This is a genomic window from Actinomyces sp. oral taxon 170 str. F0386 (assembly GCF_000195595.1).
Lineage (GTDB): Bacteria > Actinomycetota > Actinomycetes > Actinomycetales > Actinomycetaceae > Actinomyces.
Genome location: NZ_GL882530.1, coordinates 46,490 through 62,145, shown reverse-complemented (window position 1 = coordinate 62,145; position 15,656 = coordinate 46,490). Strand labels below are relative to the sequence as shown.

15 protein-coding genes are annotated in these 15,656 nt (G+C 69.0%); 5 read left to right on the top strand and 10 right to left on the bottom strand.

Features of this window, described 5'->3' with window-relative positions; genetic code table 11:
• Positions 1-69: 69 nt before the first annotated feature.
• Both HMPREF9056_RS04310 and HMPREF9056_RS04305 read right to left on the bottom strand, forming a co-directional pair.
• Complete coding sequence (locus HMPREF9056_RS04310) at positions 70-804, bottom strand: CPBP family intramembrane glutamic endopeptidase (RefSeq protein WP_253269926.1); 735 nt, start codon at positions 802-804, stop codon at positions 70-72.
• Between the two features lie 342 nt (positions 805-1,146).
• Entirely contained in the window at positions 1,147-4,071 is a 2,925-nt protein-coding gene (locus HMPREF9056_RS04305; RefSeq protein WP_009403203.1) for an ATP-dependent helicase, read from the bottom strand.
• Between the two features lie 130 nt (positions 4,072-4,201).
• On the opposite strand from HMPREF9056_RS04305, the gene HMPREF9056_RS04300 reads away from it, so the two are divergent.
• The 5 genes from HMPREF9056_RS04300 (at position 4,202) to HMPREF9056_RS14970 (ending at position 7,439) form a co-directional block, all read left to right on the top strand.
• Positions 4,202-4,837 (top strand): DJ-1/PfpI family protein, encoded by a 636-nt coding sequence (locus HMPREF9056_RS04300; protein ID WP_009403202.1) that lies wholly within the window; start codon positions 4,202-4,204, stop codon positions 4,835-4,837.
• The gene (locus HMPREF9056_RS04295) at positions 4,818-5,291 is read left to right on the top strand and encodes a MarR family winged helix-turn-helix transcriptional regulator (protein WP_009403201.1); all 474 of its coding nucleotides are present in this window, start codon (positions 4,818-4,820) and stop codon (positions 5,289-5,291) included. Before HMPREF9056_RS04300 ends, HMPREF9056_RS04295 begins: the two co-directional genes overlap by 20 nt.
• A gap of 323 nt (positions 5,292-5,614) precedes the next feature.
• Positions 5,615-6,610, top strand: coding sequence for an NADP-dependent oxidoreductase (locus HMPREF9056_RS04290; protein ID WP_034513776.1), 996 nt, complete (start codon positions 5,615-5,617; stop codon positions 6,608-6,610).
• 83 nt (positions 6,611-6,693) lie between these two features.
• On the top strand, positions 6,694-7,110 hold the full coding sequence (locus HMPREF9056_RS04285; protein ID WP_009403199.1) for a MarR family winged helix-turn-helix transcriptional regulator: 417 nt from the start codon (positions 6,694-6,696) through the stop codon (positions 7,108-7,110).
• The gene (locus tag HMPREF9056_RS14970) at positions 7,083-7,439 is read left to right on the top strand and encodes a helix-turn-helix domain-containing protein (RefSeq protein WP_367379060.1); all 357 of its coding nucleotides are present in this window, start codon (positions 7,083-7,085) and stop codon (positions 7,437-7,439) included. The genes HMPREF9056_RS04285 and HMPREF9056_RS14970 overlap by 28 nt, the downstream gene beginning before the upstream one ends.
• Here the strand turns inward: HMPREF9056_RS14970 and HMPREF9056_RS04280 are convergent.
• The 8 genes from HMPREF9056_RS04280 to HMPREF9056_RS14325 form a co-directional block, all read right to left on the bottom strand.
• Entirely contained in the window at positions 7,376-7,768 is a 393-nt protein-coding gene (locus HMPREF9056_RS04280) for a VOC family protein (protein ID WP_009403198.1), read from the bottom strand. The genes HMPREF9056_RS14970 and HMPREF9056_RS04280 overlap by 64 nt on opposite strands.
• Before the next feature lie 217 nt (positions 7,769-7,985).
• Complete coding sequence (gene prmC / locus HMPREF9056_RS04275) at positions 7,986-8,882, bottom strand: peptide chain release factor N(5)-glutamine methyltransferase (RefSeq protein WP_009403197.1); 897 nt, start codon at positions 8,880-8,882, stop codon at positions 7,986-7,988.
• Positions 8,872-9,966 (bottom strand): peptide chain release factor 1, encoded by a 1,095-nt coding sequence (gene prfA / locus HMPREF9056_RS04270; protein ID WP_009403196.1) that lies wholly within the window; start codon positions 9,964-9,966, stop codon positions 8,872-8,874. The genes prmC and prfA overlap by 11 nt, the downstream gene beginning before the upstream one ends.
• Before the next feature lie 119 nt (positions 9,967-10,085).
• Positions 10,086-10,298 (bottom strand): 50S ribosomal protein L31, encoded by a 213-nt coding sequence (gene rpmE, locus HMPREF9056_RS04265; RefSeq protein ID WP_003782958.1) that lies wholly within the window; start codon positions 10,296-10,298, stop codon positions 10,086-10,088.
• Between the two features lie 177 nt (positions 10,299-10,475).
• A complete protein-coding gene (gene rho, locus HMPREF9056_RS04260) occupies positions 10,476-12,551 on the bottom strand; it encodes a transcription termination factor Rho (protein WP_009403195.1) in 2,076 nt (691 codons plus the stop codon).
• 274 nt (positions 12,552-12,825) lie between these two features.
• On the bottom strand, positions 12,826-13,728 hold the full coding sequence (gene thrB / locus HMPREF9056_RS04255; RefSeq protein ID WP_009403194.1) for a homoserine kinase: 903 nt from the start codon (positions 13,726-13,728) through the stop codon (positions 12,826-12,828).
• A 1-nt stretch (position 13,729) separates the two neighbouring features.
• Positions 13,730-15,058 carry a homoserine dehydrogenase gene (locus HMPREF9056_RS04250; protein WP_009403193.1) on the bottom strand — a complete coding sequence of 443 codons (1,329 nt, stop codon included), beginning with the start codon at positions 15,056-15,058 and terminating at the stop codon, positions 13,730-13,732.
• 261 nt (positions 15,059-15,319) lie between these two features.
• Complete coding sequence (locus HMPREF9056_RS14325) at positions 15,320-15,487, bottom strand: hypothetical protein (protein ID WP_009403191.1); 168 nt, start codon at positions 15,485-15,487, stop codon at positions 15,320-15,322.
• Positions 15,488-15,656: the final 169 nt, after the last annotated feature.

The window sequence follows — 15,656 nt, the reverse complement described above, 5'->3', positions numbered from 1 at the left end:
GGTAAAGGGTACGAACGCGCGCCCTAAGGTACGAACACAAGGTGCTCCATCCTATTTTCACAACAGACCCTAGGCCGGCTGCGTGCTGTCCAGTGCGGCCTGAACCGGGCGGCGCCAGCAGGGCGGGACGATGAGTCCGCGCCGGCGGACCGCGACCAGCACGGCCAGTCCGGACGCCGCACACAACACGACCGCGACAACGGACCCCTCGATCCCCATGGCACCACCGGTGAGCAGGTCGGGACCAGTGAGACGGGCCTTGATGAGTCCACGCCCCGCTCCGATGCCGAAGATGCCGCCCTGAACGAAGTTCCAGGCGATGTGCACCCCGATCGCCATCCACAGGCGCCGGGTGAGCAGGTAGCACGCACCCAGCAGGATGCCCGCCTCCAACGCGATCGCCACTGCGCCGAAGACTGTGGCGTGAGAGTTGCCCAAGTGCGCGGCACCGAAGAGGGTCGAGGTGATGGCCAGCGCCCACCACGTCCCCAACCTGCCCTCGATGAGTCGGAGTCGCAGCAGGATACCCCGGAAGAAGATCTCCTCGGCGACTCCGACAGAAACTCCGGCTCCCAGATCGGTGACGACTCCCATGCTCCAGCCGACGTCCACCACATGGTAGAAGCCGATCAGGGCCAGAATCGCAATGACGGCGGACATGAGCAGCGCTCCGATAGCGAGGCCGACCGAGAACTCGCGCAGCGCTGCCCCGCGCCCGCCGAGTTCAATGACGGGTCTCCCACCGACGAAGTGCACCAGCAGCCAGTACCCAACTACGGAGACGACAGCGTCCACAACATCCATGATCATGGTGGCGCACGAACTGAGGGACACAAGGTCACCACCTGCATTAAACGGCGCAAAACCAGCGATCCATAGCAGAAGCGCGGGGATCGCCAGAGAACCAAGAAAGAGCGCAAGGCCGATCACGAGCTGAAGCCGTCCAGAGCGATCCGCCTTTCGCGGAGGGATACGCCACCGGGGACTGACCGGAATGAGCCGGTCCAGGAAACTGCCGGAATGGGGCTCTGACACCGGGGCGGGAGAATTCATGGAAGTGCTCATAAACCAGCGTTTCCTTCCCGACGCGCGTCACGCCTCATGCGCCGCGAGGAAGAGTACCTGCTGCTGCGAGAGCCTGGACCGTCAGATCTTGGCCACGGGGGCGTAGCGCAGGATGAGGCGCTTGGTGGCGGGGGCGCCGTCGATGACGAACTCGACGCGGGCGGTCAGGGACCGTCCCTTGCCCTCCAGGCCGACGACGGTGCCCACCCCGTAGGAGTCGTGGCGCACCTGGTCACTGATCCGAAGCCCGGCCACGGCCGCGGGCAGGTCCTCCGAGACCGCGGCCTCCCCGGTCGGTGAGGCGGTGCCCTGCTTGCCGCGGGCCTCGAGGCGGGCGGAGGCGCGTTTGGCGGCCCGGTCCTGGGCGGTCTCCACGCGCCCCAGCTTGCCCGAGCGCTTGGCGCCTCCCCCCACAGGTGGGGCGAAGTCATCGTCGTCGGAGTAGGAGTCCTGCCGGGAGCCGCCCGAGCGCCGCCCGCCCGAGCCGAATCCGCCCTCGCCCCAGCTGCTCCCCCAACCGGTGCCGCCGCCGCGCAGCGCCTCCATGGAGGAGGCCAGGCGCTTCCAGTCGATGGTCTCTGCGGGCACGTCGTCGAGGAAGCGGGAGGCGGGCATGGCGTTGGCGGCGCCCCAGGCCGAGCGCACGGCGGCGCGGGTGAGGTAGAGGCGCTCGCGGGCTCGGGTGAGGGCCACGTAGGCCAGGCGCCGCTCCTCGGCGAGCTCGGTCTCCTCGGCCAGGGAGCGGGTGTGGGGAAAGGTGCCGTCCTCCATGCCGGTGACGAAGACGATCGGGAACTCCAGCCCCTTGGCGGTGTGGACGGTCATGAGGGTGATCTGGCCCTGCTCCTCGGCCCGCCGGGCGTCCTCGTCCTCGAGGTCGGCGCTGGGCGGGAGCTGGTCGGAGTCGGCCACGAGCGAGACGCGTTCGAGGAAGTCGGCCAGGGTTCCGTCGGGGTTGGCGGCCTGGAAGTCGCTGGCCACGGAGTGGAGCTCGGCGAGGTTCTCCACGCGGGTGGCGTCCTGGGGGTCGTCGCTGGCGCGCAGCTCGGCGAGGTAACCCGAGGCGTCCAGGGCGGAGTCGAGGATGTCGGCGACGCCGTCGCCGGCAGTGACCATGTGGCGCAGGGTGGTGAGCAGCTCGTGGAAGCCGCGCACCTGGTTGCGTGCCCGGGTGGTCAGGCCCTCGACCTCGGGCGGCTCGCCGGCCTCGGTGACGGACGGGGCCAGCCCGTCGGGTTCGCCGGCCACACCCGTCTCGTCGGCCTGCGCCTCGCGGGGTGCTCCGGCGGCGTCGGCGACGGCCTGCCCGAAGGAGACGGAGTAGCGGGCGGCGTGCTCGGCCAGAGCGCCCTCGGCCTTGTCACCCAGGCCGCGCTTGGGGACGTTGAGGATGCGGCGCAGGTTGACGTCGTCGTCGGGATTGTCGACGGCGCGCAGGTAGGCGATGGCGTCCTTGATCTCGCGGCGGTCGTAGAAGCGTGTGCCGCCGATGACCTTATAGGGCTGGCCGGCGCGCATGAAGGCCTCTTCGAGGGCCCGGGACTGAGCATTGGTGCGGTAGAAGACGGCGATGTCGCGGGGGTGCACGCCGTGCTCATCGGACAGGCGGTCGATCTCCTGGCTGATCCAGCGGGCCTCGTCGTGCTCGGAGTCGGCGACGTAGCCGGTGATGGGGGCGCCGTCGCCGGCGGCGGTCCACAGGTTCTTCTCGCGTCGGCCGCTGTTGCGGGAGATGACGGCGTTGGCGGCCGAGAGGATGTTCTGGGTGGAGCGGTAGTTCTGCTCCAGCAGGATGGTGCGCGCCGCCGGGTAGTCCTCCTCGAACTCCTCGATGTTGCGGATGGTGGCGCCGCGGAAGGCGTAGATGGACTGGTCGGAGTCGCCGACGACGGTGAGCTCGCCCGGGGGCAGGGCCGAGCCCGCCCCGGAGGTGCCGGGGCCGCCGACGAGCTCGCGCACGAGAACGTATTGGGCGTGGTTGGTGTCCTGGTACTCGTCGACCAGGATGTGGCGGAAGCGGCGCCGGTACATCTCGGCCACGGCCGGGCGGGTCTGGAGCAGGGTGACGGTGCGCATGATGATGTCGTCGAAGTCCAGGGCGTTGGCGGCGCTCAGGCGCTCGGCGTAGGCGCGGTAGACCTCGGCGAGGTGGCGCTCGAGGGGGTTGGAGGTGACGGCGCGCTCGGCGAACTGGGCCGGGGTGATGAGCTCGTTCTTGAGGTCGGAAATGCGGTTGGCGAAGGTCTTGGGGGTGAAGCGCTTGGGGTCGATGCCCAGCTCGCGCACGATGAGGGTGATGAGGCGGGTGGAGTCGGCGGCGTCGTAGATGGAGAAGGTGGAGCGCAGGCCGGCGGCCTCGTGCTCGCGGCGCAGGATGCGCACGCAGGCGGAGTGGAAGGTGGAGACCCACATGCGCTCGCCGGCGGGGCCCACCAGGGCGGTGACGCGTTCGCGCATCTCGGCGGCGGCCTTGTTGGTGAAGGTGATGGCCAGGATCTCGCCGGGGCGGGCGCGGCCGGTGGCGATGAGGTGGGCGATGCGGTGGGTGAGGACCCGGGTCTTGCCCGAACCCGCACCGGCGATGATGAGCAGCGGCGCGCCGACGTGGGTGACGGCGGCCTCCTGGGCGGGGTTGAGGCCGGAGAGCAGCTCGGCCGGGTCTGAGACTGTGACGCCCCAGGCCGGGCCGGAGACGTGGCCCGACGGCGCGGCGCCGTCGGCTCGGGCCCGGGCCGCGGCGGCATTGGCTTGGGCCCGGGCGACCAGGGCGGAGACCTCGTCCTGACGCTCCTCCCAGGTGGGGGCCGCGGCGGCCTCGTCCTCGGGGGGCGGGGCGTCCTCGGGGCCCCAGTCCTCCTCGGGCGCCTCGACGTCGGCCCAGGAGTCGTCGTCGAAGGAGCCACCGGCGGGAATGAGGGCGGGCAGCGCGGCCTCGGGCGGCGGCGTGGCCGCACCGCTGGAGCCGGGCATGGGCAGGGCACCGAAGAGGGAGTTCATCGCGTTCATCGTGAGGCCAAGCCTAGGCCAGGGCGCCGACACGTTCCGCCTTTCTTACCCCACCTCAACATTGACAGCACACCGTCGACATTGACAGTGTGCTGTCAATAGGTTGCAGATCACCCGGAGAGGAGCCGAGATGCGCACGATCGCCCTGTACACGACCGAGACCATGGCGGATTGGGAGTATGCCTACCTCACCACTCAGATCGCCGATGCAGAAGGACTCAAGCCCGGACGCTTCCGACTGCTGCTCGTGGGTGATGGACTGGAGCCGGTGCACACACTGGGGAATCTCCCTCTTGCTCCGGAGGTCGACCTCGGCGCCCTGGATGCGGTGGCCGCCGACGGCTCACTCGCGGCCCTGGTCATTCCGGGAGGGAATCACTACGCGGCCGGGCACGAGCGGCTCATCAAGGCGGTCGGCCATCTCGTGGACAAGGAGATTCCGGTGGCGGCGATCTGCGGTGCCACGCTCCTGCTTGCCCGCGCCGGCTTCCTGGACGAGCGCCGTCACACCTCGAATGCCGCCTCGTACCTTGAGGCCAGTGGATACCGAGGCGGTGCGCACTACGTGGAGGCCCCGTTGGTCACCGACCGGGGCGTCACAACAGCCTCGAGCATCCACGCGATCCCCTTCACTGCGGAGGTCATGCGGATCACCAACCTTGTGCCCGATGCGATGGTCGACTCCTGGGAACAGGTCTTCCTCAACGGCAAGGAGAAGGACTACATGGCCCTGATGGAGGCGACCGTTGCCTGGCAGAACGCCTGAGGGGGACGCCCTCACCGCCTTGGTCCTTCCCGTCTTCGCCCTCAACGGGGAGCTCCTGGAGGCGGCTGCGGTGTTCACGGCCCCGCATGAGCTGACCCCGGCCCGGTGGCAGGTGCTGGGCGCCGTCCTGGAGGAATCGCTGCCGGTTGCCGAGATCGCGCGTCGGGTCGGACTGGCGCGGCAGAGCGTGCAACGGGTGGCCAATGATGTCGTCATCCAGGGATGGGCGCGCTGGGAGCCCAATCCCGGGCGGCGCGGTCAGAACCTGCTCGTCCTGACCGACAGGGGACGGCGCGCGATCGCGGCGCTCACCGCGGAGCAGCACGCCTGGGCCGATGCCGTCGGCCAGGAGATCGGAGAGAGGGACCTGAAGACCCTGGCAACGCTGATCAGCCGGGTCACCGAGGCGTCACGCCGCTACCGACAAACCGCCGGAGAGGAGCCCTCGCCTTAAGCAGCAACCGACTCCCAGTCGCACCTGCCCCCGAGCGGGCAACGTCGACCTCGACGCACTCGCACTCGTCAGCCTGCGCCACATAGTTAGCGTCGAGGACGCCGTCAGATAGCGAGCACCCGGAGCAGTCGCATCACGCCTCCAGGCATCAACAGCAAAGCCGCGACTGCGCGACTGAGAACCTCTCTCCTCCGAAGGCCTCATCAGAACCTACCCAAAAGCAGCCCTTGCCCAATATAGTACGAATTTCGTACTATATGTTTCACGCAGCAGTTGACGGCGGTTGCAGCATCTCGCTGTCGAGCGAGCCCGAGGAGGTTTCCATGAGTCGAGCGATCGAGTACCGGAGATTCGGCGGACCAGAGGTCCTGGAGGAGGTCGAGCGTCCGGCGCAGACACCCGGCAATGGAACGGTACGCATCGCGGTGCGCGCCGTCGGGCTCAACCCTCTCGACTTCAAGACCTTCGAGGGTAACTTGCGACCGGTTGAGCGGGTTCAGCGCCTCATTCATCCTCGACGCTGGCTGGAAGGCTCATCCGCCCACTTCCCCAGGAGCGTGGCCCGAGACTTCGCAGGCGTCATCGACGCAGTCGGCGCCAGCGTCACGGACCTCGCCGTGGGCGACGCCGTACTGGGTACCTTGCGGAGCGCACCCGGCCAGGCCGACACCCGCGGAGCACTCACCACCGAGCTGGTGGCACCCGCCGACGACGTCGTCAAGAAGCCGGCTCCGCTGCCCTTCACGCAGGCGGCCTGCCTGGGTGTTGCCTCGCAGACCGCGTGCGGCGCGTTCAGGCAACTGAACCTGCACGACGACGATGTGATTGTCATCAGTGCCGCTGCAGGCGGCGTGGGTTCGGTTGCCGCTCAACTCGCCTTGAGCCGAGGAGCCACCGTGATCGGAATCGCCGGCGCCCGAAATGCCGAATATCTCCGCTCCTTGGGAGCCATTCCAGTCACTTACGGCGGGAACCTGACAAGCCGGGTTCGCGATGCGGCTCCGTCGCCCGTCACCAAGCTCCTTGACTGCTATGGCAGCGGCTACGTACAACTTGGCCGTGATCTCGGGCTAACGGGCCGTTCCATCGGCACTCTGGTTCCCTCACCCGCAGCGATCCTCAGGGGCGCGCGGTTCACCGGCTCACGACACAGTAGTGGACGCGGTGACCTCGAGGAGGTGGCACAGCTGGTGGCGGACGACGCCATCAAGGTCGAGGTCGCTCACACTTACTCTTTCACGCTGGAGCAGGTTCGCGCCGCCTATACCGAGCTGGCGACGGGGCATGTCCGCGGCAAGCTCGTCGTCGACCTATCCTGACACTCATCCATGTTCACCCCGATCAGGAGGATCGCTTGAGCAGAGGGATTCACGATCAGCGTCTCATCCGGGCGCTGCGTGCCATGAACAGCGAGCTCGCCGCCAGCAACCGTGCTGTAGCGGCGCGAACAGGACTCAACGACAGCGATCTGGCTGTGCTCGACGTCCTGCACCGCGACGGTCCGCAGACCCCTACCACTCTGGCCCGCCGCACCCGGATGGGGACCACAACAATGGCCAGCGTGCTACGGCGACTCGTCCGCGATGGTTGGGTTGAGCGTCGCCCCAGCGAGACGGACCTGCGATCCTTCACCATCCACGCCACAAGTGCTGATCGTCTTGCCAAGATGTTCCTGCCCGCCAACCGGAAGCTGACCGCTCTGGTCGAGCACTGGCCGGACAACCAGGTCGATCAGCTCATTGAGTTCCTGGAGGACGCCACCGAGGTGATCCATGAGTCGGCAGAACAGCTATCGTCCACCAGCGGCCGCGACTCCTGACCTCGTTCATACATTCCCCCAGGCGCATATACGTACAGCGCCAAATCCACTCTGACGGTCCATCCTCGACAGGTCTCTGGACTCGCATCGCTCTCGGCTCCACGATAGAGAGGTGTACTCCTCTGGCACGCATTGAGCAAGTATTCCGAGCACGCTCGCTTCTCCAGCGGGGACTTTCGCCGGCCGATGTCTCAGCGACTTCGGGTTATGCGGATCAGTCGCATCTGACCCGTGAGTTCGCGCGCACGGTCGGGGTGACACCGGCTCAGTTCTCCAAGGCCGCGAAGAGGTCGACGCTATTGCCATCGGGGTCGAGCACCGTGGCGTAGCGCTGCCCCCAGGGGGCATCCCACGGCTCGGTGCGACCTTCGTATCCTGCTCCGGTGAGCTTGGCGTAGGTGGCGTCCACGGCGTTCACCGTCCCCTGGTCAAAGGCCAGGGCGATGCGATGACCTCCCGAGGGCGACTCATAACCGGGATCAAGACGGCGAATGAGGTCGATGGTGTCCCACGCCAGAACGGTGCCGTCTTCGAGCCTGGTATCGACGTGCGGCTCGTCGCTCCTTTCAGGAACAGGCGCTCCAAGCAGACGGTAGAAGGCGAGCGAGGCGGACATATCGCGAGTCACGATGCCGATGAATCCGAGTCGTAGTGCCATAGCCACACCGTATGCCGTCGGCGTCGCTGTGTCTTGAACAGAACGGCCACGGCCCGACGGGGCTCAGCCAAGTCCGTATCCGCTCAATCTGTGACACCTCAGCTCACCGAGTGCGAGAGAGCATCACGCTGCCGAAACAAGTACCCGCCGCGGTCGGGCCCGGGCCGGCCTTCAGATCCACTGGGACTCTCAACACTGCCGGCCCCGACGGCGGGGTTTACCGCACCGCGCGCAGGTAACGGTCGCGGCCGGTGAGGTCCTGGCCGGTCTCGGCCTGCTTGAACCCGGCCCCGAGCGCAGCCGCACGCAGCAGCGCCCCCTGCTCGTGGTCGTGCTCCATGACGAGCACCCCGCCGGTGCGCAGCAGCGCCACCGAGCGCACAAGGACGTCGACCGGGATGTCCAGCCCGTCAGGTCCCCCGCCGTAGAGGGCCACGGTGGGCTCGTGCTGGGCCGTCTCGGTGTCCTCCACGGCGCCTGCCGGCACGTAGGGAGGGTTGGAGACGACGACGTCGACCTGACCGTTGAGGTCGTGGAGGACCAGTGGGTCTGTGGCGTCGGCGTGGATCACCTCGACGCGTCCGGGGACCAGCCGTTCGCAGTTCTCGCGGGCCAGGGCCGCGGCGGTCTCGCTGATCTCGACGGCGACCACTCGGGCGCCGGGCACCTCCTTGGCGACGCAGGCGGCGATCGCGCCCGAGCCGGTGCACAGGTCGGCGGTGAGGACCACTCCCCCGCCGCCGGCCATCACCTCGCGGGCGGCCTCGATGGCGGCTCCGGCCACCACCTCGGTCTCCGGGCGCACGATGAACACGCCGGGGCGGCTGATGAGCTCGGCGCCCCGCAACCACATGCGTCCGATGATGTGCTGGAGGGGCTCGCGGCACTCGCGGCGCAGCACCAGCGCATCATAGGCGGCCGGGAAGTCCCCGTCGGCGCCGTCGGCCAGCAGCAGGGCCCGGCCCAGAAGATGCTCAGCCAGGATCCGGGCATCGACCTGGGGACTGGTCACTCCGGCCGCCGCCAGCCGCCCGGCCGCCTGGCGCACCAGCGCCCGCAGCCCGTAGCGGTCCACCGCGCCCGCCGGCGCGCCGCCGCACAACTCAGGAACCACTGCCCTCACCCACCTGGGATAACCGTTCGGCCTCGTCCATGGCGATGGCCGAGGCGATCACCGGGCCGAGGTCACCGTCAAGCACGGCATCGAGGTTGTAGGCCTTGAAGCCGGTACGGTGGTCGGCGATCCGGTTCTCAGGGAAATTGTAGGTGCGGATCCGCTCGGAGCGGTCCACAGTGCGCACCTGACTACGACGGGCCTGTGCGGCCTCAGCGGCCACCGCCGCCGCACGCTCGGCCAGGAGCCGGGCCCGCAGGACCCGCATGGCCGCCTCCTTGTTCTGCAGCTGGGACTTCTCATTCTGCATGGACACGACGATCCCCGTGGGCAGATGGGTGATGCGCACGGCAGAGTCAGTGGTGTTGACGCTCTGGCCACCCGGCCCTGAGGAACGGAAGACGTCGATGCGCAGATCGGCGGCGTCGATCTGGAGCTCGCCCGGGTCGTCGGCCTCCGGCATGACCAGGACGCCGGCGGCGGAGGTGTGGATGCGCCCTTGGGACTCGGTGACCGGGACGCGCTGGACTCGGTGGACGCCGCCCTCGTACTTCAGGTGCGCCCACACCCCGTTCTGAGGCTCCACGGGCCCGCGGGTCTTGATGGCCAGGCGCACGTCCTTGTAGCCGCCCAGGTCGGAGTCGGTGGCATCGAGAACCTCGACGGCCCACCCCTGGCGCTCGGCGTAGCGGGAGTACATGCGGGCAAGGTCGGAGGCGAACAGCGCCGACTCCTCTCCCCCCTCGCCGGCCTTGACCTCGATGATGACGTCGCGGGCGTCGTCGGGGTCGCGGGGCACGAGCACCTCGCGCAGGTGCTCGCCGGCGGCGGCCTCGGCGGCCTCAAGGGTCGGCACCTCGGCGGCGAAGTCCTCGTCCTCCGCGGCCAGTTCGCGGGCGTCGGCGAGGTCGGTACTGGCCGACTGCCAGGCCCGGTAGGCGGCCACGACCCTGCCCAGCTCGGCGTAGCGGCGCCCCAGCCGACGCATAGCGCCGGGATCGGCGGCCGCGGGCCCGGCCATCTCGGCCTCGATGTCCGCGTACTCGGCCAGGAGCGGCTCGGCGGCGGAGAAGTCCTCACTCATGGACGCGGGTTCCTTCACGGGCTAGGAGTCGTGCTGACGGGCGGCTGCGACACTCGTGCGATATGCAAACGACGCCGACGGCGGCTCTGGGAGCCGGCCGCCGGCGTCGTGAGACGCGGCTACTTGCTGCGCTTGCCGTACCGGGCCTCGAAGCGGGCAACGCGGCCACCAGTGTCGAGGATCTTCTGCTTGCCGGTGTAGAAGGGGTGGCAGGCCGAGCACACGTCCACGCGGATCTCACCGGAGGTGACGGTGGAACGGGTCTCGAAGGTGTTGCCACAGGTGCACGTGACCGTGGTGGCCACGTAGTCGGGGTGGATGCCCTGCTTCATAGGTTTCTCCTTAAGCGTCAGAGGGTCCCGGGTCCCACGCGGGAGCGCGGGTGAGCCGGAGGCCAGCAGCAGACTATGCCACCGGCCGAGGGCCCATGCAACGGTTTTACCGCGTGATAACGGGCACCTGCTTGTCTCCGGCCGGGGCCCGACGGCCCTGGGCCGATCCCGGAGGCGTCACTCGTCCTCGCCGTCGGCCAGAGAGGTGCCGGCCGGGGTGGTCTTGGACAGGACCATGAGGAACTCTGCGTTGGACTGGGTGTCCTTGAGCTTGGACAGCACCAGCTCGAGGGCCTGCTGCTGCTCGAGCCCCGCGAAGAGCCGACGCAGACGCCACATGATCTTGAGCTGGGCGGGGTCGATGAGCAGCTCCTCGCGGCGGGTGCCGGAGGCGGCCACGTCCACGGCCGGGAAGATGCGCTTGTCAGCGAGCTGGCGCGACAGGCGCAGCTCCATGTTCCCGGTGCCCTTGAACTCCTCGAAGATGACCTCGTCCATCTTGGATCCGGTCTCCACCAGGGCAGTGGCCAGGATGGTCAGGCTCCCGCCGTTCTCCACGTTGCGGGCGGCGCCGAAGAAGCGCTTGGGCGGGTAGAGGGCGGAGGCGTCCACACCGCCGGAGAGGATCCGGCCGCTGGCCGGGGCGGCCAGGTTGTAGGCGCGCCCGAGACGGGTGATGGAGTCCAGCAGCACGACGACGTCCTGTCCCAGCTCCACGAGGCGCTTGGCGCGCTCGATGGCCAGCTCGGCCACGATCGTGTGGTCGGAGGCGGGCCGGTCGAAGGTGGAGGCGATGACCTCTCCCTTCACGGTGCGTTGCATGTCGGTGACCTCCTCGGGGCGCTCGTCGACGAGCACGACCATGAGGTGGGCCTCGGGGTTGTTGACGCTGATGGCGTTGGCGATCTGCTGCAGGATGATCGTCTTGCCCGCCTTGGGCGGGGAGACGATGAGCCCTCGCTGTCCCTTGCCGATGGGCGAGACCAGGTCGATGATCCGCGGGGTGACGGCCTTGGGCGTGGTCTCCAGCCGCAGCTGCTCCTGGGGGTAGAGGGGGGTGAGCTTGGCGAACTCGGGCCGGCGCTTGGAACGCTCGGCGTCCATGCCGTTGACGGTCTCGACGTTGACCATGGGGTTGTACTTGACCCGGCCGGCGCGATTCTGTCGGCGGTTGTTGCGTCCGCCCTGATGGGACGTGGAAGACTCCGCGCCCTCACGGACCCAGCCGGTCACGGCGTCGCCGGCACGCAGCCCGTTGTCCTTGATGAGCTGGTTGGAGACGTAAACATCCTTGGGGCCGGGCAGGTAGCCGGAGGTGCGCAGGTAGGCGTGCTGGTTGTCGGTGACATCCAGGATGCCGGCCACCGGCAGGAGGACCTCGTCCTCACGCGACTGGTTGCGGCCACCGCGTCCGCCACTGCCGTCGCGGGTGTCTCTGCCCTCGCGGCCGGAGTCGCGGTCGTCTCGGTCGAAGCGGTCGCGTCCGCGCTTGCGACCCCGACGACGGCGCCCCCCGCGCTCGTCGTCGTAGCCGTCGGACTCGTCATTGCCGTCGCGTCCACGGCGGGGGCGTTCCTGGGACTCGACGACGGAGGTGCCGGTGGCGTCGGCCAGGTCGCGCATGAGGGCGGCCTTGGCGTCGGCATGGTCCTCGGGCGAGTCGGTGCGGGACTCGCGCGAGGAACGCTCCTGGTTCTCGGGGGCCCCGGCGGAGGCCTGAGCGCGCCTGCGGCCACGGCGAGCCTGGTCGCGCGAGGAGCGCTCACCGCGCTCGGAGCGGCCGTAGGAGTCACCGTCGCCGGCCTCGGCGGATTCAGAGCGATCGCTGCGCTCGCGCCGTCGGCCGCGAGCGGGCCGCTCCTCGCCGGCGGTGTCGCCGCCGGACCGGTCGGGAAGGTCGATACCGAGGTCGAGAACCGGTGAGGACTGGCGCTCCTCGGGAGCACCGGAGGCCGCGGTGACCCGACGACGACGCGAGCGCGCCGGAGCACTCGTCTCCGTGGGCTCCGAGGACGTACGGGAGGAAGAAGAGGAGTCGGTGGCGTCGGTCTTGCCTGCATCGGCTGCGCCGTCCGACGCGCTCGGAGAGTCGGGAGTGGAGGCTGAGGAGCCACGCGCCTGACGGATGGCGGCGACGAGCTCGCTCTTTCGCATACGGGAAATGCCCTTGAGGCCCATGGAGCCGGCAAGCGACTGAAGCTCGGCCAGACGCATGGTGGAAAGCGAGGGCTGGGCGCTGGAGGTCTCGGTCACGAGTGTCCTAACGGTGTGATGACGCTCCGCGGGAGGAGACGTTCAACTGGGGAGACTCCCCCGGAATCATTCACGGGGAGGGTCATGCACTGCCGGTTCCTGCTGAGGCCTGAGCCTCAGGTCCGGAGCTGGTGCGGTCAGCGGCGTGGTGCGATCCTCGCGGCCGACGGCGTCAGCATAGCAGCCACTTGACGCAGTGCATAACGGAGCAACGCGCGCAGTCTCACCGTTAGTCCACCTCGTCGCCGCCTCTGTCCCCATACGAAGGACAGACTCAGGAGGTCAGAACCGCGCCACGGGTGTCGATGCCTGGACTGAGCACGCTCCAGCCATGGTTCTCCAGGGTGAAGCGGATCTGCTCGGCCAGGGTGGACAGGACCAGCACCGTGGGCCCCGCTCCGGAGATGACCGCCGGGTATCCCTGCTCTCGCAGGGAGTCCATGACCGCCATGGAAGCGGGAAGGACCCCGCGCCGGTACTCCTGGTGGAGCCGGTCCTCGGTGCCGGCCATGAGCAGGTCGGGACGTCCGGCGAGGGCCAGCATGAGCACGGCCGCCCGGGAGGTGTTGAACAGGGCGTCCTCGCGCGGCACGGAGACGGGGAGGACCTGACGGGCCTCCTTGGTGGACAGGCGCGTGGTCGATGGAGGGATGAGCAGGCTCACCCCGAGCGAGGCGTCCACGGGCATGGGCGCCATGCGCGGATGCCCCCCGCGCTCGACCCAGGCGACGGTCGCCCCTCCGAAGACGGCGGGGGCGACATTGTCGGGGTGACCCTCGAACTCGGTGGCCAGGGAGAAGATCCGGTCATCGCTGAGGGCCTCCGGCTCGGAGATGAGGCCGCGCGCCAGCATGAGCCCTGCCACGGCGGCACTGGCGGACGATCCCATGCCCCCGCCATGGGGGATCCGGTTGACACAACGCATCTCGAAACCGGCCTGCGGGGCGCCGACGGCGTCCAGGCCGGCCCGCAGGGCCTGTACGACGAGGTTGTCGTCGTCGGCTGGGACTGTCTCAGCACCGACACCCTCGACGATGACTCGGGTGATGCCGGTGATGGGGCGCACCGAGACCTCGTCGTAGTAGCGGAAGGCCATTCCGAAGGAGTCGAAGCCCGGCCCCATGTTCGCCGTCGTGGCGGGGACGCGGACGGCGGCGCGCTCGTAGACGATGCGCATGTCACTCGCCCTCGACGCGTTGGATGGAGACGACCTCGGCGACCCGCTCTGAGGCTCGCAGCCCCTCGACGGCGGCGTCGAGGTGGGAGACGGGCGCCGGGTGGGTCACGAAGGTGACGACGGCCTGGTCCTCGCTGCCGTCGGCGGTGACGTAGGCGCTCTGGCGCACCGAGTTGATGGAGACCCCGTTCTCGGCGAAGACGGAGGCCATAGCGGCCAGGGAGCCGACGGAGTCGTCGGAGCGCAACTGGATCTGGTAGCGGGTGACGGCCGACTCCGGGCCGAGGACCGGCAGGTGGGCGTAGGAGGACTCGCGGGGTGCCTGACCTCCGTGGACCCGGTGCGCGGCGGCGGCGACGACGTCGGACAGGACCGCGGAGGCGGTCGGGGCCCCGCCGGCGCCCTGCCCGTAGAACATGAGGCGCCCAGCGCTTTCGGCCTCGACGAGGACGGCGTTGTAGGCGCCGTGGACGCTGGCCAGCGGGTGGTCGCTGGGTACGAGGGCGGGGTGGACCCGCACGGAGACGCCGTGGGCGTGCTCGTCCTCGCGGCGCTGGGCGATGGCGAGCAGCTTGAGCTCGCAGCCCGAGGCGTGGGCCTCGCGGATGTCGTCGGCAGTGATCGCACGGATGCCCTCGACGGAGACGTCGTCGAGGCCCACGCGGGTGTGGAAGGCGAGGGAGGCGATGATGGCGGCCTTGGCGGCGGCGTCCAGACCGTCGACGTCCGCGGTGGGGTCGGCCTCGGCGTAGCCGAGCTCCTGGGCGGTGGCCAGGGCGGTCTCGAAGGACAGGCCCTTGGTGCTCATCTCGTCGAGGATGTAGTTGGTGGTGCCGTTGACGATGCCGAGCACGCTGGTGACGCGGTCGCCAGCCATCGACTCGCGCAGCGCGTAGACGACCGGGATGGCACCGGCGACAGCGGCCTCGTAGTAGAAGTCGGTGCCGGCCGCGGCAGCAGCCGCGTAGAGCTCGGGGCCATGAGCGGCGATGAGGGCCTTGTTGCCGGTGATGACGCTGGCCCCGGCCTTGAAGGCCGCCAGAATGAGGGTCCGTGCCGGCTCGATGCCGCCGATGAGCTCAATGACCAGGTCGTTCCCGGTAGCGACTGCGGTGACATCATCAGTGAGGAGATCTTGGGGGACGGAAACATCGCGCGGCGCGTTGACGTCGCGCACGGCGACGCCCGTGATCTCAAGGCGCGCACCGGATCGGGCGGCGAAGTCATCGGCCTGCTCGATCAGCAGACGAATCACCTGGCTGCCCACGGTCCCGGCGCCGAGGACGCCGACGGTGAGGGTGCGCTGGGCGGGGGAAGAGTCCTGAGCCACGAGATGACCACCTTGCTGTGTTGCGTGCCGTGTGCAGGCACTCCGACTGCGTGATGCGGGGCCCGGGGAGGCGGAGACATCCGACCGGTTGTCCGACCGTCCCGGCCACCGCTGCGGGCCAGCATAAGGGGCATCGGCCTCGGAGCGCTCGCGGGTCCGACTGCAGACACGCAGTGAGCCCTCACGTCCCACTGCCCGCGAGGTTCCGGTGTGGCCGCTCCAGGCATCTCACCGACGAGGCAGCACAGGCGGATCAGGCCCTCAACGGCGCCAGATGATCTGTTTGAGCAGGCGGCCGAGCACCCGCCCCAACCCCATGGACATCGGCGCCACTGCGCCGTCGGAGTACCCCCAGGCCGGGGGTGGCTGCTCCAGGGAGGAGACGAAGGAGGTCAATGAGGACGGTGAGGAGGATGGTGCTGCGCTCATACCTCCAGGCTAGAAAAGACTTCAGACAGCCGAGACCGTCGTGAGAACGATTGGCAGCGAGGCCGGCTCCTCCTCCGGTCTGAGCCGCCCTCATGCTTCCGTACCGTTCCAGCACCCGAGGAAGGATGAGGGCGGCACGCCAGTAGCCCCGCCCCGGAACGAACCGGGG